The following is a 20,259-nucleotide window of genomic DNA, read 5'->3' on the forward strand; positions in this document are numbered from 1 at the left end:
GTCCGTTTTTTTGAATAGCCATACAAGTATGAAGCCGTAAATGAGTATAGATTTTCCAAACTTTTTAGAACAAATCACTTTCTTCGTTAGCGCTTTGCTTAGCAATAAAGTTGTGCTCACTATCATTGTGGGCTCTCTTACGCTCGGGGTGAAGCACATGCTAGTCAAAGTGGTGCGTAATCGAGCGATAAGCAAAGGTAAAGACAAGCGCGATCTCGTTAATAACATTAAGAATTTTTTAAATTTCGTGATGTTATTTTTGTTACTCAGTTTGTGGGCAGGGGAGTTACAAAACTTCGCTTTGTCTATTGCCGCGTTTGCGGTAGCTATTGTATTGGCCACTCGAGAGTTTATTCAATGCGTAATCGGTTTTTTCTACTTAGCTTCTACTCGACCCTTTCGGATTGGCGATTGGGTGCAAGTAGGGGAAATTGTCGGTGAAGTGTCAGAAACCGATTGGATGAAAAGTACCTTATTAGAAGTGGATATTCATAAATACGAGTACACAGGTAAAACCTTATTTATTCCAAATAATGCCATGATCACGAACACCATCAAAAATCTAAACTTTTTGAAACGTTACGCGACGCACCATTTTATGATTACTAGAGACCAAAGTGTTAATCCCTATTTGTTTATCGATCAATTACAACAAAATGCTGAGTTGTATTGTGAGGATTTTAAAGATGTTGCTTATCGTTACAGCCAAACAATTGAACGACGCCTAGATGTAAAAATTGCCGGTCCCGATCCGCATATTAGTGTATCAACTTCTGACGTTGGGGATTCGGTGGTGACTATTGCAATATTTTGCCCCACAGAACGTGCAATCGAAATAGAGCAGAAATTGATTAAAGACTTTATGACGATGTGGTTTGCCGCTAAGCATTCTGGCAATATTGGTTTATCTGAAGAAGAACGGGTTTCCTCTCAACGCACTAATATGGTCGATGCTTAGCAATAAAAATAATTGTGTCGGTTGTTAACGTGTTGTCACGTATCTTGCTTATTAATCCATTGTTATGCATCTGATAGTAGTAAATGAATGCTCGTCGTTCATAAAGCTGTCGAAATACCGAGGTTACTTTGTTTATTCTGCGGACACTTTTTTATTTTGCGCTTATGGCGCTAATTGCACCTAGCGCATATGCAATATCGGTTGATATCGAAGGTGCTGACGATAGTAGTCTGAATGATAATATCGATATTTATATTGGCATTATTGGTGCGCCGGTTAATTGTGAGCTGACTCAAAACTACAGCCAAACGGTTAAAGAAGCTGTTACCAAAGCGGCACAAGCGATGGGTTATTATCAACTCGAAACCTTAAAAATGAGCTTATCTAAAGACAAAGAATGCAGTGAGTTGTACCTCACAGTACAAGCTGGCTCGCGGGTTAAAATAAGCAAACGGCGAATTGAATTGGTTGGCACAGACAAACCAGACGACGTTTTACAAGGGATCGTGGATAAGGCCCAACTAAAAGAGGGAGCTTATCTGGATCAAGGCCAATATGAGAGTCTTAAAAGTAAACTATTGTCGATGGCTCAAGTGCGGGGTTACTTTGATGCTAAATTTACGGTACAAGAGATTCGTATCGATTTTGACAACTACTCTGCCAGTGTAGATCTGCAGTTTTCTGCTGGTAAGAGATACGGCTTCGGTAAACTCATTATACCGGAAGATGATAAAGCTAAATTGCTTATTAAAGAAGTGTCTAACTTTAAAGAGGGCGACCCATATGATGCTGATAAGCTGGCTGTATTTAATCAAAATCTAAAGTTAACTGGCTATTTTCAACAAGTCGTTGCTAGGCCACTTGTTAGTAAAGCAGATGGGCTTAACGTGCCGATTCAATTGATCACCAGTGCAAAACCCAGAGATACATTCAACATAGGTGGCGGGGCATCGACGGATACAGGTCCGCGTTTGCGTTTTAAATGGCAGCGGCCGTGGGTTAACAGCAAAGGACATAGTTTATCGGCTGAAATGTTTATTTCTGAACCTGAGCAAAATGCCAGCATCAAGTACAAAGTACCATTGGAAGACCCACTAAATAATTATCTTAGCTATCAAGCAGGGATGAAAGCCGAAAACGATAACGATACGCAAAGTGAAGCTCTCACGTTGGCCGTTCAGCGTCACTGGGGATCACAGCAAAGTGATTGGCAACGTATCGGTTTTTTACGCTTAGAACAGGAAAAGTTTACGCAAGGCACCGACGACCAGCAGACAACCACACTACTTTTACCGGGTCTTACTCTGAGCCGTCGCAGAGCGCGTGGAGGTCTTGATATCAACTGGGGGGATAAACAGCAATACACGCTTGAAGGCGCTACTCAAGAAGTCGTTTCAGATATCGACTTAGTGCGTATTTCTTTGCAATCTAAATGGTTACGTTCGTACGGTAAGCACAGGGTATTTGTGCGTGCCGAGCTTGGGGCTATTGCCACCAATGACTTCTCTCAGGTTCCCTCAAGCTTGCGCTACTTCGCTGGGGGCGATCAAAGTGTGCGAGGTTTTGCTTTGAATACCTTGTCGCCTGAGGAAGATGATGAACTGACGGGCGGCCAATACTTAAATGTAGCGAGTGCAGAATACTCCTATCCCGTATCTCAAAACTGGCGTATTGCGGTGTTTACCGATATTGGTAATGCCAGCGATAAACCCTTTAAAGATTTAGCCACAGGTATCGGCCTTGGAGCAAGTTGGTCATCGCCAGTAGGGCCTATTCGCTTCTATTTTGCTCGAGGTAATAGTGTGGAAGAAACGACTTGGCGCTTCCACTTTTCAATGGGACCCGTTTTATGAAACTGTTGAAATATTTAGCCTTTTTTTTATGTTGCGTAGTTTTACTGCTACTATTGATTGCCTCTCCTTGGGGTACTAGAGGCGTATTAACTATCGCTGATAGTAGTCTTGACACCCTTGATATTGACTATGACTCAGGAAGTTTACTTTCAGAGCTTTCGTTGAAACGTATAAGGTTTATTACTCCTGAAGTAAACTTACAGGTGAGCAAACTCGTCGTAGATGTAAATTGGTCGTGCGTGGCGACTATGCAAGCATGTTTATCGAAATTAAGCGCTCAAAGCATCGGTGTTACAGTCATTCCAAGCGAAGCTCAAGCCCCCAACAGCGAACCTTTAGAGCGCATTACCTTGCCAATACCTGTTTCTATCGACTCATTAGATATTCGAAATATACGCTTCGATATGCCCAACACGCTAGGCTTAACAGTACAGGCAGTGTCAACCAAGCTAAGTATGTATCGTACTTTGCGCATTGATCATCTCACCGTGGATGGGGTCAAAGTGGTATTACCTTCAGCTAACTCGAAATCATTAGCCGATACACAGCAAGGCATTGATTTGCAAAGTATCGCTAATTGGCAATATACCCCGCTTAAACTACCGCCAATTGTTTTCCCAATTGTTATGCGCGGGAAAAACTTGGCGATTAATGATGTGCTGTTTACTCAAGGCAAGCAGTCTATTTTAGATATCGCACAATTGCGCGCCGCCATCGATATTACCCCTAAGATACTAACCGTAAAATCCTTACAAATAAGTTCAAGTTTAGGCAACGCCGATTTAACCGCCACACTGACCAAGCAATGGCAGCATCAACTGCAGTTGATGGCGAAAAGCTCAGCTAAAAGCCTTTATCCCCTTGATGCTAAGGTGACACTCAAAGGAAACCTGCAGCGCAGCCAAATAAATGTCGAAACCAGTGGACTAGTTACATTAACGGCCCTTGCTAACGTTGATTTAAAATCTAAATTGCTTCCCCTTTCTTTAGACGTCAATTGGCAATCAATTGAGTGGCCAGTTAAGGAGCCACAAGTTCATGTGGACAATGGCCAACTCAGCCTTGAGGGGGATTTAAATGAATACCAATTGGCCTTAAATACCGCGGTAAAAGGTGCGGCTATTCCTCAGTCGAGTATTGTATTGCAAGCCTCTGGCAACACGCATAAAGCACATATTGCTAGCTTAGCTATTAAAACGCTAGGAGGGGGAATTGAAGCAACGGGCGATCTCACGATTGATTCATTAGCTAAATGGCAAAGTACAATAGAGTTCAATGATATTCAACCGCAGGTCTTTTGGCCCCAGCTTGAAGCTAAGGTTAAGGGAGTGGTTACCCTCAATGGCCAATATGATGGCCAACATCTTATTGCCCATGTGCGCGAGCTGAGTGCATCTGGAGATTGGCTTGATTATCCGTTGCTGGCGTCAGGTAGCGCTAATTTTGACTCTATCGATGGGATAGAAATTCCAGAGTTGGTAGTGCAAACGGGTGACAACAAGATCGTTATTAACGGCACATTGGAAGCGTTTGAAGATTTACAAGCTGAGTTGTCGGTGGATGCAAAAGACTTGTCACAGTTATACCCGAGTTTTGCAGGTCAAGCGCAATTAAGCGCGCAAGTCGATGGCACGTTACTTGCGCCTCAAGTTAGCTTTACCGGCTCAGCGGAAAACATTTCGTTGCCCGAGATGAGGATCGCGCAATTGTCGACTAAAGGACAAGTAGTATGGGATGCAGATAAGCAAGCTGAAATCGAATTACAGTTAACAAATGGATTGTTTAACCGGCAGTCGGTTTCTAATTTGAATGTGGTATTGACCGGAGACGCGCAGCAGCATCAATTGAGTTTGTCTCTTAACAGTGAAATGGCTGATATAGTCACCAAACTGCATGGTACGCTGGCCGACACCCATTGGGATGGCAGCCTAGATGTGGCAACCATAGCACTGGATGCTGGGCAGTTTAGTTTGGACGAGGATACCCCTCAGATAAGTGTGAACTGGGCGAGCAATGATTACAGTATCACGCCGTTCTGTTTAATTGATAGCGAAGCTCGAGTCTGTATAAAGCAGGCGGTATATGCAACCAGTGGTGCCCAGTTTGATATAGCCATTAACGATTTGCCGTTGTCTCCAGTGTTAAACGCTAACCTGTCTGTTTTACAGAAGTTGAGCACTGATGCGACGTTAAACTTAGTAGCAAAAGGGCAGTGGGATACCAAAGGTTTGCCTGTTATCGAGGCTAATCTTAATTTATCACCTTCAACCTGGACGGTAGAAGGTGCCACAATGCCACTTCAGCTCGACACATTGACCATGCTAGTGAATACACGCACCGATCCCGATAGCCAATCTCAACATGTATTAAGTAAACTCAGACTGCAGAGTAAACAGTTCGGTGATGTTAGCTCAGAAGTAGATATGCAAATTAACGGAGACGAAAAACCCATCACGGGCCAGTTGTCACTTGACAATATTACCCTTGGCACAGTCGCACAGTTTGTACCACAATTAAGTGAATTCGCGGGGCGCATTAACGGCCAGGTGAATATCGGAGGCAATCTCACTGCGCCTTTAATTAATGGCGAAGTCAAGTTACACGAGGGCGTATTTGCCGGTGCGATTTTACCTTCACGTATCAATCAAGTAGAGCAAGTTATCGCGTTTGAAGGACAGGCCGCATCACTGAGTGGACCGTTTCAGCTAGGCAACGGCAAAGGGCAAGTTGACGGCCGATTTAGCTGGCAGGGCGAACCCAGCGCGGTGGTAAATGTGCAGGGCAGTGATATGGAAATCGAATATCAAAATATGGTTCGAGCCAAACTATCCCCTGACATCGATATAGAATATAGCTCTGCTGGGTTAGTGGTTAAAGGTGAGGTCACCTTACCTTATGCGCGCATTAAAGTGCGCGAGTTGCCACCGACTGCATTGTCTCCGTCAAACGACGTGATTTTAGTCAATCATGAGCAAGCTGTAGTAGAAAATAAAATGCCATTTGATCTTTCCCTACAAGTTAATATTGATCCGAAGAAAGAGAACGCGGTAAAAATAGATGCCTTTGGTCTTACATCCGATTTAGAAGGCTCATTATTACTTACTCAAACGGGTGAGGTACTCAATGCCAACGGTGAATTGAATTTGATCAATGGTCGTTACACAGCCTACGGACAAGACCTGGTCATTAGGGAAGGTGAGGTGCAATTTAGTGGCCCCATAGATAGTCCTTACTTAGTCGTAGAGGCTATCCGTGATCCAGATAAAACCGCTGATGACGTGATCGCAGGGCTGCGTATCGAAGGCAGTGCCTCAGAGCCCAAAGTGAGTGTGTTTTCAGATCCAAGTATGAGCCAATCTGAAGCGCTTTCGTACTTGCTTCGCGGAACAGCGATAGACAGCGTCGATGAAACATCTAATGATGCGGCATTAGCAAGTCTGTTAATTGGCTTCGGTCTCGGCAAGAGTGAGAACACAGTCACTAAGGTAGGACGCAAATTAGGTGTTGAGGATTTAGCGGTAAATACTAGTGGCGCAGGCGATGATACCAAGTTGTCTGTTTCAGGTTATATAGCCCCAGGCGTGCAATTGCGCTACGGCGTTGGCGTTTTCGACTCCGTATCTGAAGTCGCTTTGCGTTATCAGCTAATGCCTAAGTTATATCTTGAGGCGGTAAGTGGTTTAAACAGTGCATTGGACTTGTACTATCAATTTACCCTTAATGATGACAAAGAACCTAAATCTGAATAAATAGCTCATCAGTAACTAAAAATCACTAGTAGCATAAAATTTGTGACTTTTATGCTTGTTGTTACGTCTATTGCAAATAAAGCTATTGCGCTTAGTTTAATTTCACTAGCCACCCATCATTTTCTCATCATTATCGAGCCCTTACTGGATAGGAGTCACCATGGCAGAACTATTACCTGAGTTGATTGAAGAAGTTGTGTCAGCTCCTGAGCGTGATGAGCAAGATATAATTACGTCCCTTGTAGCGGCGCAAGATACAGACGATGTTGCGTTACTGCTGGAATCTTTACCTTTAGACCAACGTTTAAAAGTATGGGAAGGAATTCCTAAACGTCGCCGCTTAGACGTGTTGGTTGCTATGCGCGGAGATCCACGTGAAACCCTTATCGCTGCAACTGACATCGATGAGTGGGAAGCCATTTTCTTTGAAGTCGATGCTGAGCAATTACTTGAGCTGTCTGATTCACTGCCTAGCACATTAGTCGACAAAGCACTCGACGCGATGGATAAGCAGCAGCGTCAGTATTTTACCGATGCTAGCCAGTTCAGTGATGATCAGATAGGTCACTGGCTTAGCCAGGATCCTCTCGTGTTGCCGTTAAACGCAAAAGTACGTGATGCGCTGCGCCTTATTCGTCGTGATATACCGACTCATGCTGATACTATTTTTTTGGTTAACCGCGCGGGTCAGTTCTCTGAAGCCGTTAAACTTACTAAGGTTATGGGGTTACCCGAACACGTGCCGCTCGTAGATTTATCTGAAGAGGTATTTGATACCATTAATGCCACTGACGAATTGACGTTGGCATCATTAACGGTGCAGCGCTCAGGGTTCGCCTCACTACCTGTTGTGGACGAGCAAAATAAAGTACTTGGTCGTCTAGATATTTCGACTGCGAGTGAGCTACTTAACGAATTTTACGAACGCCAAGTGATGGCAACCGCGGGTATGGATGAAGACGAAGATTTGTTCTCGTCAGTGCCTAAGAGTGCTAAGAATCGAGCAGTATGGTTAGGTATAAACTTACTCACCGCTTTTTTAGCATCAGCTTTCATTGGAATGTTTGAAGCTACTCTGCAACAGGTTGTGGCCTTAGCGGTACTTATGCCTATTGTGGCCAGTATGGGCGGAATAGCTGGCAGCCAAACTTTAACATTGATGATACGAGGCCTTGCGCTAGGTCAGGTCACTAGTTCCAATGTAAAGGCGCTGTTGAAAAAAGAGTTAAGTGTTGGCGGGTTAAATGGTGTCGTTTGGGCGCTAGTCATCGGCTGTATCGCCTCTTTTTGGTTTTCTGACCCTATGTTAGGTGTGGTTATTTGTTTAGCTATTCTATTGAACATTGTTGCGGCAGCCGCCGCAGGAGTGATAGTACCTATGGTATTGAATAAGTTTGATATCGATCCCGCATTGTCAGGTTCGGTGATCCTAACCACTGTGACCGACATCGTTGGGTTTGTCGCTTTCTTAGGGTTAGGTTCGATATTTTTATTGTAGTTGGGCGGGAATGTAAACTTTTCTACCGTTAGTGAAAAAGCTACAGAGTAGAAGGTAGAAATAGCCGGTTTCTCAGCAAGTCGAGAGGCTTTAAGCTAATTTTAAAGGTTGGCATACATGTCGCTTGTAGCAGCAGGCTACCGGGTAAAATTTCCCTTTAGCTTTATCTGTTGTGAGGGAAGTGTATATGTTGACTTGGGCCCTAACATTTTTTGTTATAGGCGTTATTGCCGCCGTATTTGGTTTTGGTGGAGTGATAGGCGTTGCAGCCAGTATCGCCAAACTGATTTTTTTGTTGTGCGTTTTATTCGTTATCGTATTTTGTGTGTTGGCATTTTTACAACACAAAACGGTACGTGAAAAATCTTCATCGCGTTAGCTTACTGGAGTTGTACCTAATGCATTTTTTACCGCAGTAAAGGTAACTACTACGTTATGTTTTCGTCTTTATGACTATTTTGCTACTTATTAAGTGATGTAGATCAATACGGCGTATGTGGCATCTTTATAGCATTGATATGTTATTAGATAATCTATCGAGTTCTCAGGAGAATAAAATGAGTCGAGTAATTCGTAATTTTTTACTATTAACAGCGCTAAGCATTGCCAGTATTGGTGTGCAAGCAGGAAATTATTGGAAAGCGAGTGCCCATGACGGTTGGCTTGATGGCTATATAGAAGCAACACTGTTGCTAAATGGCAACTTAGATGCCACCAGCATTGATACCGACGTAGAAAATGGCAAAGTGACATTACGCGGCAAGGTTGAAACTGACACTGATAAAGATCTCGCTCAAGAACTCGTGCTAGGTATAGAGGGAGTCAATGGAATAGAGAATATGCTGACGGTTTTCTCTCCGGGCGTCAACGAAGACACTGCAGTCCAACGTAAGCTTACCGACGGAAAAGTCGCAACAGTGGTGAAAACCCGTCTTTTAGTCGCGCCAGATATTGGTAGCACTAAAATTAATGTGAACAGCAATGAAGGCGTCGTTGTATTGGAAGGACACGTTAAGAGTGATGCTGAAAAGCAACTCGCAGTGGAGGTAGCAAAGAAGGCCAGCGATGTAGAGCAAGTAATAAATAATTTAAAAGTCAGTGATTAGCAGTAAAGAGCCTAATTCACCAGTAAATCCCTGTTTGTGACAGGAGGCGAGTCCCTCTTCGAATAAGTAGGACATAATGAATAGTAGTAAAGGTATATGTATGAACAATGAAAATAAAAATAAATATTTCAATTGGTTTGATAAAGTTAACAGACAGCAACCTAATGACGAAGACTTCATTGAGCGTTTGGTTCAAGAAAATGCTTTGTTGAAAAAAATACTCTTGCAAAAAGAACAAGAAGCAGTTGAATCCGCTGTGTGATTATTGAACAATAGCTCTATAATTATTATGTCGGCGCGCCCGTCTCGTATTTGATTGGGCGATAGTACTAATTCAATCATAGAGCTATTATGCAAAACCCCGCGACACCTAACATATTAAAGCAAACACTGTTAGTGATCGGCGATGTTGATGAGCGGTTGGGTCGTTTTACGACCCACTTTTCAAAGTCATTTCTACTCTTAATCAGTTCTGATACTGAAGAAGCACTAAAACTAACCCTAAATGAACCGATTGATTTGGTCATGATTTGCGTTTCGTCAGATAATATTGATTGGCTTCTATTGTGCTCACATCTTAAAGAACATCCGCTTACCTTAGATATTCCCATTATCTTGTACGGTCAGGAGCCTTCTAAAACAGTGTTGGTATCGGGTTTAGAGGCCGGAGCGTTAGATTTTGTCTCCCTACCTTTAGATTTCGACATTCTTGATGTCAAAATTCGTAATCATATGCAGCTTTCCGCGAAGTTACGAACGTTAGCGCTTATATCGTGTACCGATGGCTTAACGGGTGTACCGAACCGCATGCAGCTCGATACAACATTTCATCGCTTTTGGTATGCGGCCATTCGTGGCCAGCACGAGTTCTCTGTCCTTATGATCGATATAGATTTTTTCAAGGGATTTAACGACACCTATGGTCATGTAGCGGGTGACGAATGCCTTAAGAAAGTGGCGACGACTATTCGTGATTGCCTTCAGCGGGAGAGTGATGCTATGGGGCGTTACGGTGGAGAAGAGTTCTTAGTATTGTTACCATTTACCGATAAGACTGGTGCGGAACTCATCGGTCGTCTAATCCTCTCGACAATCGAAAAGTTGGGTGTAGAAAATACGTCTTCGACCGTAAGTGGTAAAGTGACAGTGAGTGTTGGTGTTGCTAGTCTTATGCACAGTGAAATCAATGACGAGAACTTTAATCACCCTGAATTTTTGATTGAGCGAGCAGATAAATGCTTATATGCAGCAAAGCATCAGGGGCGAAACCGATTAGTTAGTTAAGCCAAGTTCGTTAATAAAGCTAAATGGCCTGAGTCCGATTCGATATCAGGCCTTAATAGCAAATTTTATTTGGCCTTTTGTTCTCGAGCAATGGCTCGGTAGGCTATGTCATCACGATAAAACATGCCTTGCCAACTGATCGTTTTAGCCAATTCGTAGGCGCGTTGATGGGCTTCAGTGACGGTTTCGCCTAACGCGGTAGCGCACAAAACACGGCCGCCATTGGTGGTAACTTGGCCATTTATTGTTTTGGTACCGGCATGAAATATTTTGGCGCTTGTGCTGTCATTCTGGCTTAAACCGCTTATCACATCACCTTTGTTATATGCTTGAGGGTAACCGCCAGCGGCGAGTACCACACCTACTGCTGCTCTTGGGTCAAATTTTGCTGTAGCTTGGTCTAACTTACCTTGCACCGCCAATTTTACCAATTCAACCAAGTCAGATTGCAAACGCAGCATAATCGGCTGAGTTTCAGGATCGCCAAACCGGCAGTTATATTCAATAACCTTAGGTGTGCCATCGGCCATGATCATTAAACCCGCATACAAAAAGCCGTGGTAATCATTACCTTCGCTAGCCATGCCCTGAACTGTAGGGTAAATCACTTCGTCCATCACCCGTTGGTGAATTTCATCCGTCACAACTGGTGCTGGAGAGTAAGCACCCATTCCGCCCGTATTTGGTCCTGTATCGCCGTTGCCTACGCGTTTGTGGTCTTGGCTAGTAGCAAATGGTAATACATGCTTACCGTCGACCATCACGATGAAGCTTGCTTCTTCGCCATCTAAAAACTCTTCGATAACCACGCGGCTACCAGCTTCACCGAAAGCATTGCCAGCTAACATGTCGCGCACAGCATCTTCAGCTTCAGCCAGGGTCATGGCGACGATTACACCCTTACCTGCGGCTAGGCCATCGGCTTTGATTACGATAGGAGCGCCTTTTTCTTGCAAGTAAGCCAAAGCAGGCTCTATTTCGGTAAAGTTTTGATAATCAGCAGTAGGAATATTGTGACGAGCTAAGAAATCCTTGGTGAAAGCCTTTGAGCCTTCCAACTGCGCCGCCGCTTTACTTGGACCAAAAATGGCTAATCCTTCAGCTTGGAATGCATCAACCACGCCGAGAACTAACGGGACTTCAGGACCCACAATTGTCAGGCCAATAGCGTTTTGTTTAGCGAATGTGACCAAAGCACTAATGTCTTCAACATCGATTGGCACATTTTCTAATTTAGGCTCAAGGGCAGTACCCGCATTACCAGGGGCCACATAGACTTGGCTCACACCGTTAGATTGTGCGGCTTTATAGCCAAGAGCATGCTCGCGGCCGCCGCCGCCAATTATCAATACTTTCATGAGGTTCGCTTTTCTAATAGGTTAACAAATGGATCTAATTATCAAAACGCCGCTTATTGTAGCGGCGTTTTTATTTGGCTACTATGTAGCCTATTTTACAAATTTTAAAGTCATGCGATTGCTCTCACCTATCGCTAGGTATTTCGCCTGGTCTTTCTCACCTAAGCGTAAACTAGGAGGCAATGTCCAAACGCCTTTTTCGTGTTCGCCATTGTCTAGTTTATTGGCGTTGATGTCACTTTTGGCCGCTAGGGTAAAACCCGCTTTTTCGGCCAAAGCAATCACGTAAGACTGCTTCATATAACCAGAACTTTGTTGCAATGCGCTGCTTTGTGATTCAAGCAAACTATGCTCAACCACACCTAACACGCCGCCTACCTTGAGTGCTTTATAAAACGCTTTAAATGCATTCTCTACACCTTCATCACCGTCTTGCATATACCAATTATGGATATTGCGAAAAGTCAGCACGCGGTCTAATGATTCAACTGGGGCAAAATCTGTGGCTTTCATCTGGTGAAAGGTCGTTACTTTGACATTCTGATAGCTTTTCAGTGCAGTTATTTTTTGTTCGAACTGTTCGCGTGATTTTTTATAAAACTCGTTGGTATTTTCGTCCACATAAAAATGTGCGGCGTAAAACTGGCCTTTGTCCTTTAACAGAGGTGCAAGAATGTTGCTGTACCAACCACCACCGGGTGAAATTTCGGCTACAGCCATATCTTCTTGTACTTCAAAGAAGCGCAATGTTTGTTGGGGATGACGGTATTCGTCACGCAAACGTTGTTCGGTGGGACGTCCTTCGTCAGCAAGAGCATCGATGAGCGCATCGGCTTGCACGAAAGAAGAGGCGAGTAACGTAACGGAACAGACTAATTGAGTAGCACGCTTGAACATGAGCAAATCCTGTAATGAGTCATAAAACGGAGGATAGTGTAGCGTTTTTTTGTACAACACTGAATGCTATGTACATTAAATCTGCAGTAGGTAGGTGGACATGGCGAATATACCTATGACCACCTCTCTATTACTGGCAGTAATTAATGACGGAAGTGTCGCATTCCGGTAAACACCATAGCAATGCCGTGTTCGTCAGCTGCTGCGATAACTTCGTTATCACGCATTGAACCGCCAGGCTGAATAACTGCGCTGATACCTGCAGCCGCAGCTGCATCTATTCCGTCACGGAAAGGGAAGAACGCATCAGAGGCCATAACGGAACCTTCAACTTGTAAGCCCTCATCAGCCGCTTTAATGCCAGCAACCTTAGCTGAGTAAACTCGGCTCATTTGACCCGCGCCCACGCCAATTGTCATGCTGTTTTTGCAGTATACAATGGCGTTAGATTTCACATATTTAGCTACTTTCCAGGTAAACATTAGGTCTTTCAATTGCTGCTCAGTGGGTTTTACTTTGGTGACCACGGTGAGATCTTCAATTTCAACCATGCCAAAATCACGTTCTTGGACTAATAGTCCGCCGTTTACGCGTTTAAAATCGTAGCCGTCAGTTAGTTGCCCTTGCCAATCGCCACACGCTAGAAGACGTAGATTTTTTTTGGCAGCAACAATCGCCACGGCTTCATCACTAACGGTAGGTGCGATAATTACTTCAACGAATTGGCGATCAACTATGGCTTGTGCTGTTGGGCCATCTAATTCGCGGTTAAAGGCGATAATGCCACCGAAAGCAGACGTTGGGTCTGTTTGATAAGCACGGTTGTAGGCTTCTAAAATATTTTCACCTAACGCTACACCACAAGGATTAGCATGCTTAACGATAACGCAAGCTGGCTCAGCAAATTCTTTAACGCACTCTAACGCTGAATCAGTATCAGCGATGTTGTTAAAAGACAGTTCTTTGCCTTGTAACTGCGTAGCAGTAGCCACAGATGCTTCTTGAATATTGTTTTCTACGTAGAACGCAGCCTCTTGATGGCTGTTTTCACCGTAGCGTAAATCTTGTTTCTTGCTCATTTGCACGTTAAATGTACGTGGGAAGGCGCTGTGAACATGGCCGCAATTATCATCACAGTCATCACCATGATCGTCAGACTCGATCATGGCGCCAAAATAGTTAGCGATCATGCCATCGTATTCCGCTGTATGCTCAAAAGCGGCTATAGCTAAATCGAAACGAGTGTTCGCCGTAACAGAGCCGTTGTTGGCTTGCATTTGCTTGGTCACGCGAGCGTAATCTTTAGCGTTAACCACTATGGTGACGTCATTATGGTTTTTGGCTGCAGCACGGACCATCGTTGGGCCGCCAATATCGATATTTTCAATAGCATCTTCAAGGCTACAATCTTCTTTAGCTACTGTGGCAGCAAAAGGGTAGAGGTTAACCACGACTAAATCGATTGGTTGAATATTATTTTCAGCCATAACCGCTTCATCCTGACCGCGACGAGCAAGAATGCCACCGTGGATCTTGGGATGTAGCGTTTTAACGCGTCCGTCCATTATTTCAGGATGACCCGTATAAGTGGATGCTTCGATAACGGTCAAACCATTGTCCGCGAGAAGTTTTGCAGTGCCGCCGGTAGATAAAAGCTCAACGCCTTGCTCGGCTAAGAAAGTGGCAAATTCAACGATACCAGTTTTGTCAGAAACGCTCAGTAAAGCGCGGCGAATAGGTTTTTGAGTCGTCATAGTGTGTTTATCTTCTAAATAGGGATTAACAGAGATGCCTGGGCTGCGCAGTATAGCGCATACAAAAAGAGCACCCTAGGGTGCTCTTTAAATTTTTCAGCTTAGTTCATGCCGTATTGTTTAAGCTTCTTACGTAGCGTGCCACGATTGATGCCTAACATGATTGACGCGCGGGTTTGATTGCCGCGGGTAAAAGTCATGATTTCTTCTAACATTGGCGCTTCAACTTCGGCCATTACTAGCTCATACAAGTTTTCAATGTCTGTGTTGTCTAGTTGCTTAAGATACTTATTAACTGCCTGTTTTACTGAGTCACGTAAAGGCTTCTGCGCCTGTGTTTGTGAAGGAGTCGTTACCGTTGTGGTAAAAGGAGAAGTTACATTTTGCTCGAACATATACAATCTTGCTCTTTAGTTAGTCATCGTTAGGCAGCAGGTGATACGAGATGAGTCGTAGATTCGCCTGCCATTTGGTCGAAATAATATGCCAATGTATCGAGTTGCTCTACTGCATCATCGATGGCATTGAACTTGGCTCGGAACAACCGTTCCCGGTCATGTTCCGCTAAATACCAACCCACATGTTTACGGGCAATCCGTGCTCCCAAATATTCACCGTAAAACTGATGAACATTAGCTACGTGCGCTAGTAATACGTCGCGTACTTCGCTTAATGGGGGCGAGGGTAGTATCTCGCCAGTTTGCAGAAAGTGCTGAATTTGGCGAAATATCCAAGGGTTACCTTGGGCACCTCTGCCTATCATCAACGCATCTGCTTCGGTGTACTCCAACACGTGTTTTGCACTGTGCACGCAGGTAATATCACCGTTGGCAACAATGGGTATCGACACCGCCTGTTTAATGGCTTTAATTGTGTCGTACTCAGCGTTACCTTTGTACATACAGGCCCGGGTGCGGCCATGAACTGCTAAAGATTGAATGCCGTGTTGTTCGGCGATTTTAGCAATGAGCAACCCGTTGCGATTATCCGTATTCCAGCCTGTGCGTATTTTTAAGGTTACCGGTACTTTTACTGCCTTCACTACAGCTTGAACAATACGTTCAACCAATTGTGGATCTTGCAGTAGCGCAGAGCCCGCCAACTTTTTATTTACTTTCTTTGCTGGGCACCCCATGTTGATATCAACAATCTGAGCACCGTTATCCACGTTAAACTGTGCCGCTTGAGCCATTAATAATGGATCAGCGCCAGCAATCTGTACTGCACGAACCCCTTCTTCGCCAACATGATCCATACGTTGCTTAGATTTATTTGATCGCCAAACGTCAGGATTCGACGAAAGCATTTCAGAAACCACTAAGCCAGCACCCATGCGTTTGCATAATTGCCTAAACGGTCGATCTGTCACACCTGCCATTGGCGCCAGAATCAAATTATTTTCGAGCTTGTAAGGACCAATCTGCATAATTCAAAACGCGAAATCGCGCAAAAACTGTCCGGTTTGCAAAAAAGGGCGGCAAGTTTACGGTTTTTTTACAGGCTTGGAAAGGCTATATTTTGAACAAATTGTCAGTTTTTTTGCCATTTTGGGCTTGACACTTATAGAACAAGGCGAATCACGGGGGTTCCGCCATGTTGCTGCGTAATATCTGAACGCCGGTGTAAATTAAATGTAGCTAAGTTGGCAGGGTTTGTAACAGAGAAACCCTATAAAGGCTGAGGGTAAGAGGGTATTTAAAACTTTATTTTGCCGGTCAGCATATCCTTAAACATCACCCAATCCCCTAAGAAACTGTAAAACGGGTAGGTAAACGTGGCTGGTTTGTTATGTTCAAAAAAGAAATGACCTACCCAAGCGAAGCCATATCCTAATACCGGTATAAACCATAAGAGCGCTAATTGACTATTCATAACAGCATATATGATGAGCATAATAATTAAGCTTGAGCCTATAAAATGTAGACGGCGGCAAACGTTATCTTGATGTTCACTCAAGTAATACGGATAGAAATCGGCAAAACGTTGGTATTTATGCGACATTGGGTTTCCCCTTCCATGTTGTTCCAATAGACTATGACGTTAGCACGGCCGCAGCCTAGGTAATTGTCTAATCGGCGACAATTCAGCGTTTTTCGCTGATTGGTGCTTAAAATGTGGCTTGAGTTTGGAGCAAATGACCCCACCATTTGATCATTAACATCATAAGAGATCTGAGATGCAAAATAGCGTAGACATCACCATAGAAAACTTTCAGCAAGTCATATTACAAGACTCAACAACTCAATTGGTTATGCTTGAGTTCTGGGCGCAAGGTTATGAGCCGAGCGAGCAACTAGCACCAGTTTTACAAGCGATAGCGCATAAACAAGGCGCAAATTTGTTGCATGCTCGGGTAGATTGTCAGGCGCAACCAGATATTACAGCGCAATTTGGCGTGCAAAATCTGCCCACAGTTATGTTGATTAAAGATGGTCAACCCATTGATGGTTTTGCTGGCGTTGAAAGCGAAGTCAATATTCAAGCTATGTTAGACAAGCACCTACCTAAGCCTCAAGACGAATTATTTGCTCAAGCGAAGGCTATGGCAGAACAAGCAAATTACCAAGAAGCCTATACTTTGGTTAAAGAGGCGTCAGATCTTGATGCTAGCCGTGCTGATATCAAATTGTTACTAGCTGATTGCCAAGTGGAAGTAGGTCAGGTTAATCAGGCTAAAGCGTTATTGGCGACGATTGGCTTGGTAGACCAAGATGGATATTACCGGACTATTTTGGGTAAAATAGAACTCGCTGAGCAAGCGGCAGAATCACCTGAGATTATCGCTTTGCAACAGGCCCTAGAAAATGATCCAGATAACTTAGACTTAAAAGTAAAGTTGGCTGTGCAACTGCGTCAAGCCAATCAGATAGAAGAAGCGTTAAGTTTAATGCATAGTGTTTTGCTTAAAGATCTTAACTTTCAAGATGCAAAAAAGCTGATGCTCGATATGATTAATGCCTTACCTGACGGCGAACCGCTTAAGTCGCAATATCGACGTAAGGTCTATAGTTTACTGTATTAATAGTCATCGAGTCCGTCCAGCGGCAGACCAAAATCAAGCTGAAATGCCAAGGGTGGAAATCCTTGGCATTTTTTATCCTATATGCTTAGCTTTAGCTAAATGCCTGTTTCACGAAATCAAAAAAAGCCTCAGCTTTGCGTGTTGCTAAGCTGTTTTGTGGGCGTAAAAACCATACAGGTGCTTGGGGCATCGCAAGGACATTGGGCAATACCTCAACTAATTCACCGCTGGCCATGCAACCTTTAATAGCCAACTCAGATTTGATGCCAATGCCATGGCCACTGAGCAGTGCCTGAGTCATATTGTCACTATTGGAAATAGTGAAGCGTGTGGAAGCGTTGAAGGTAAAAACACTGCCGTCGTTGTGCAGTAGCTTAAATTGTTTCTGCCAAGGTAAGCATACAAATCGGTGTTCGGTTAGCGTTTGCACATGGTCAATCGGGGCAAATTGATGCAAGTAATCGGGAGACGCGCATAATATACGCTGGTTATTAGTAATTTTACGAGCCAGTAGTCCAGAGTTAGCCAAGGTACCCACACGAATCGCGACATCTTGGGCATCATCGACTACATTGACAAAATGGTCAGTGACGAGAAAATCCAGAATCACATCAGGATATTGCTGTTCGAATTTCGCTAAATTGGGCAGTATATAAATTGAAAATACCCAAGGCGGGAGTGTCACCCGCAATGTTCCGTTTATCCCACTATCTCTTGCTCCTATAGCAAATTCGGCATCATATAAAGCCGCTAAAATATCCCCTACGCGTTGGTAGAATTCCTCACCTTCGGCAGAGGGTCTAACGTTTCGACTATCCCTGAAAACAAGAACGGTGCCCAATATGCGTTCAAGTTTGGATAAACGGTGGCTGACCGTAGCGGGGGATATATTTAGCGCATTGGCTGCAGACACTACGCCTGTATTTTCTACAATCGCTACAAACGTTTCTAAGTCATTGATTGTATACACGATGTCTTCCAAGATTGGCTTAATTCGAAAATATTAAACCATGCATTCGGTTTTACACGGTAGGTTTTAATTTTTCTAACCCCATATTTTACGAAAGTAAAACTTCACTTAGGAAACGTTTATGTCACTACATGCGCAAATTGCAGAATATGACGCCCAAAAAGCCATCAATATGCCGAAGGATATCTTTGACTTAATGGCCAAAACCACAGATACCTTGGTTGCAACAGGTATTGCCAATGATGCACTCACCGTTGGGGATTACGCGCCGGATTTTAGTTTGCCCAATGTTACCGGGAAATTAGTCACATTGGCTGAACTGCTTGCCCATGGTCCTGTGGTGTTAAGCTTTTACCGCGGTGGCTGGTGTCCCTACTGTAATTTTGAATTACGGGCGTTTCAAAATGTATTGCCTGAAATTCAGCAGTTAGGTGGTCAATTAGTGGCGATCTCTCCGCAGACACCTGATAACTCATTGAGTACCAAAGAAAAAAATGAGTTGGGCTATGCGGTTTTAGCCGACGTTGGAAATAAGGTGACAAACGATTATGGCTTGGTGTTTAGTTTAGATACGCGTTTACGACCTGTGTATGAGAAATTTGGTTTAGACATTCCGGCGATTAATGGCGATGACACTTTTACCTTACCGATGCCAGCAACTTACATTATTGGGCAAGATGGCAAAATCGTTTATGCCTTTGTGGCTGAAGATTACACCAAACGCGCCGAGCCCAGTGATGTAATTGACGTTTTAGCGACGCTATAGACAACACGTTTATCCATTTACGATTAGCAAGAGTATAGATTCCCATGCATTCAACAAAATTAATCCGTTATATATCTATAGCGGTACTTTTTTTCTCACTAGTAGGAGCAAATTTTATGGCCCTCGCAGCCCCTAAACCTAAAGTTATTATTTTTGACGTAAACGAAACATTACTTGATTTGGATACCATGCGTACCTCGATTGGTAAAGCGTTAGACGGCCATGAAGAGCTCACCACTTTGTGGTTCTCAACCATGTTGCACCACTCATTAGTGACAACAGTTACCGGCGATTATCAAGATTTTGGTAAGATTGGCGTCGCCGCGCTGATGATGGTCGCGCAGAATAACAATATTGATATCACTGAAGAAGAAGCGCTAACGGCTATTAAAACGCCCTTATTGTCTCTGCCGGCACATGCTGATGTTAAACCGAGTCTAACGGCACTTAAAGCACAAGGATTCAAAATTGTGAGCTTAACCAACTCATCGAATAAAGGTGTTGAAACACAATTTAAAAATGCCGGGTTAACTAATTATTTTGACAAGCGCATGAGTATTGAAGACATCAAAGTCTATAAGCCTGACTTACGTTCTTACGCTTGGGCTCTTAAACAATTAAACGTTAAACCAGAAGAGGCGCTTATGGTCGCTGCTCACGGTTGGGATGTGGCTGGTGCTAAAGCCGCAGGCTTGCAAACCGCATTTGTGGCCCGCCCAGGTAAAGCGCTATATCCGTTGGCATCTAAACCAGATTATGTGGTTAAAGACCTTAGCGAATTGGTTGAAATACTTAAATAAAGTTTAAATTGATAGCTATATTGTTTATAAACCGCCTCAGAGTATGCAACGTGATTCTGGGGCTGGCTTAAAACCCATTAGATTTAAGCATATCTATCCGCTTTAACATTTCATTTTTCTGTTCTATCAGTCTTCGACCATAACGCCCGAACTATAATGCTTTAAATATAGGCATGTTAACGTTTTCCGATTTTATGCTTATACCAGCCCCACTAGGAAATCGTTAGGGGGGGTAATGTGTAGT

Annotated in this window: 18 protein-coding genes; 11 read left to right on the forward strand and 7 right to left on the reverse strand. The window is 43.7% G+C overall.

Annotated features, from left to right (window positions below; translation table 11 throughout):
• Nucleotides 1-40: 40 nt before the first annotated feature.
• The 8 genes from GQS54_RS03925 (at nucleotide 41) to GQS54_RS03960 (ending at nucleotide 10,448) form a co-directional block, all read left to right on the forward strand.
• Nucleotides 41-958, forward strand: coding sequence for a mechanosensitive ion channel family protein (locus GQS54_RS03925; RefSeq protein WP_166422689.1), 918 nt, complete (start codon nucleotides 41-43; stop codon nucleotides 956-958).
• Between the two features lie 164 nt (nucleotides 959-1,122).
• Nucleotides 1,123-2,811, forward strand: a complete 1,689-nt coding sequence (locus tag GQS54_RS03930) for an autotransporter assembly complex family protein (RefSeq protein WP_166422817.1) — start codon at nucleotides 1,123-1,125, stop codon at nucleotides 2,809-2,811.
• Nucleotides 2,808-6,560, forward strand: coding sequence for a translocation/assembly module TamB domain-containing protein (locus GQS54_RS03935; RefSeq protein ID WP_205967606.1), 3,753 nt, complete (start codon nucleotides 2,808-2,810; stop codon nucleotides 6,558-6,560). The genes GQS54_RS03930 and GQS54_RS03935 overlap by 4 nt, the downstream gene beginning before the upstream one ends.
• Before the next feature lie 160 nt (nucleotides 6,561-6,720).
• On the forward strand, nucleotides 6,721-8,058 hold the full coding sequence (locus tag GQS54_RS03940) for a magnesium transporter (protein ID WP_166422690.1): 1,338 nt from the start codon (nucleotides 6,721-6,723) through the stop codon (nucleotides 8,056-8,058).
• A 187-nt stretch (nucleotides 8,059-8,245) separates the two neighbouring features.
• Nucleotides 8,246-8,437, forward strand: a complete 192-nt coding sequence (locus GQS54_RS03945; protein ID WP_166422691.1) for a DUF1328 domain-containing protein — start codon at nucleotides 8,246-8,248, stop codon at nucleotides 8,435-8,437.
• Between the two features lie 178 nt (nucleotides 8,438-8,615).
• Nucleotides 8,616-9,164, forward strand: coding sequence for a BON domain-containing protein (locus GQS54_RS03950; RefSeq protein WP_166422692.1), 549 nt, complete (start codon nucleotides 8,616-8,618; stop codon nucleotides 9,162-9,164).
• A gap of 100 nt (nucleotides 9,165-9,264) precedes the next feature.
• Entirely contained in the window at nucleotides 9,265-9,426 is a 162-nt protein-coding gene (locus GQS54_RS03955) for a hypothetical protein (protein ID WP_166422693.1), read from the forward strand.
• Nucleotides 9,427-9,515: 89 nt separating this feature from the next.
• Nucleotides 9,516-10,448 carry a diguanylate cyclase gene (locus GQS54_RS03960; protein ID WP_166422695.1) on the forward strand — a complete coding sequence of 311 codons (933 nt, stop codon included), beginning with the start codon at nucleotides 9,516-9,518 and terminating at the stop codon, nucleotides 10,446-10,448.
• A 65-nt stretch (nucleotides 10,449-10,513) separates the two neighbouring features.
• Here the strand turns inward: GQS54_RS03960 and purD are convergent, their stop codons facing one another.
• The 6 genes from purD to GQS54_RS03990 all read right to left on the reverse strand — a co-directional run bounded on the left by purD (nucleotide 10,514) and on the right by GQS54_RS03990 (nucleotide 16,458).
• Nucleotides 10,514-11,806: a phosphoribosylamine--glycine ligase gene (purD, locus tag GQS54_RS03965; protein WP_166422696.1), complete on the reverse strand. Its 1,293-nt coding sequence runs from the start codon at nucleotides 11,804-11,806 to the stop codon at nucleotides 10,514-10,516.
• Nucleotides 11,807-11,896: 90 nt separating this feature from the next.
• The gene (locus GQS54_RS03970) at nucleotides 11,897-12,703 is read right to left on the reverse strand and encodes a class I SAM-dependent methyltransferase (protein ID WP_166422697.1); all 807 of its coding nucleotides are present in this window, start codon (nucleotides 12,701-12,703) and stop codon (nucleotides 11,897-11,899) included.
• 143 nt (nucleotides 12,704-12,846) lie between these two features.
• Nucleotides 12,847-14,457, reverse strand: coding sequence for a bifunctional phosphoribosylaminoimidazolecarboxamide formyltransferase/IMP cyclohydrolase (gene purH, locus GQS54_RS03975; protein WP_166422698.1), 1,611 nt, complete (start codon nucleotides 14,455-14,457; stop codon nucleotides 12,847-12,849).
• A 101-nt stretch (nucleotides 14,458-14,558) separates the two neighbouring features.
• The gene (gene fis, locus GQS54_RS03980) at nucleotides 14,559-14,852 is read right to left on the reverse strand and encodes a DNA-binding transcriptional regulator Fis (protein WP_006991173.1); all 294 of its coding nucleotides are present in this window, start codon (nucleotides 14,850-14,852) and stop codon (nucleotides 14,559-14,561) included.
• 29 nt (nucleotides 14,853-14,881) lie between these two features.
• Nucleotides 14,882-15,883, reverse strand: coding sequence for a tRNA dihydrouridine synthase DusB (dusB, locus tag GQS54_RS03985; protein ID WP_166422700.1), 1,002 nt, complete (start codon nucleotides 15,881-15,883; stop codon nucleotides 14,882-14,884).
• 269 nt (nucleotides 15,884-16,152) lie between these two features.
• Nucleotides 16,153-16,458 (reverse strand): DUF962 domain-containing protein, encoded by a 306-nt coding sequence (locus GQS54_RS03990; protein ID WP_166422701.1) that lies wholly within the window; start codon nucleotides 16,456-16,458, stop codon nucleotides 16,153-16,155.
• Nucleotides 16,459-16,633: 175 nt separating this feature from the next.
• Between GQS54_RS03990 and GQS54_RS03995 the strand changes: the two genes are divergently transcribed.
• Nucleotides 16,634-17,479: a tetratricopeptide repeat protein gene (locus GQS54_RS03995; RefSeq protein ID WP_166422703.1), complete on the forward strand. Its 846-nt coding sequence runs from the start codon at nucleotides 16,634-16,636 to the stop codon at nucleotides 17,477-17,479.
• Between the two features lie 91 nt (nucleotides 17,480-17,570).
• Here GQS54_RS03995 and GQS54_RS04000 read toward each other — a convergent pair whose 3' ends face one another.
• The gene (locus tag GQS54_RS04000) at nucleotides 17,571-18,449 is read right to left on the reverse strand and encodes a LysR family transcriptional regulator (RefSeq protein WP_166422704.1); all 879 of its coding nucleotides are present in this window, start codon (nucleotides 18,447-18,449) and stop codon (nucleotides 17,571-17,573) included.
• Between the two features lie 121 nt (nucleotides 18,450-18,570).
• Here GQS54_RS04000 and GQS54_RS04005 point away from each other — a divergent pair, with 121 nt between their 5' ends.
• Both GQS54_RS04005 and GQS54_RS04010 read left to right on the forward strand, forming a co-directional pair.
• On the forward strand, nucleotides 18,571-19,215 hold the full coding sequence (locus GQS54_RS04005) for a peroxiredoxin-like family protein (RefSeq protein WP_166422706.1): 645 nt from the start codon (nucleotides 18,571-18,573) through the stop codon (nucleotides 19,213-19,215).
• 116 nt (nucleotides 19,216-19,331) lie between these two features.
• Nucleotides 19,332-20,015 carry a haloacid dehalogenase type II gene (locus GQS54_RS04010; RefSeq protein WP_166422707.1) on the forward strand — a complete coding sequence of 228 codons (684 nt, stop codon included), beginning with the start codon at nucleotides 19,332-19,334 and terminating at the stop codon, nucleotides 20,013-20,015.
• Nucleotides 20,016-20,259: the final 244 nt, after the last annotated feature.

The sequence above is a fragment of the Paraglaciecola sp. 20A4 genome (assembly GCF_011378905.1).
Taxonomy (GTDB): Bacteria; Pseudomonadota; Gammaproteobacteria; order Enterobacterales; family Alteromonadaceae; genus Paraglaciecola.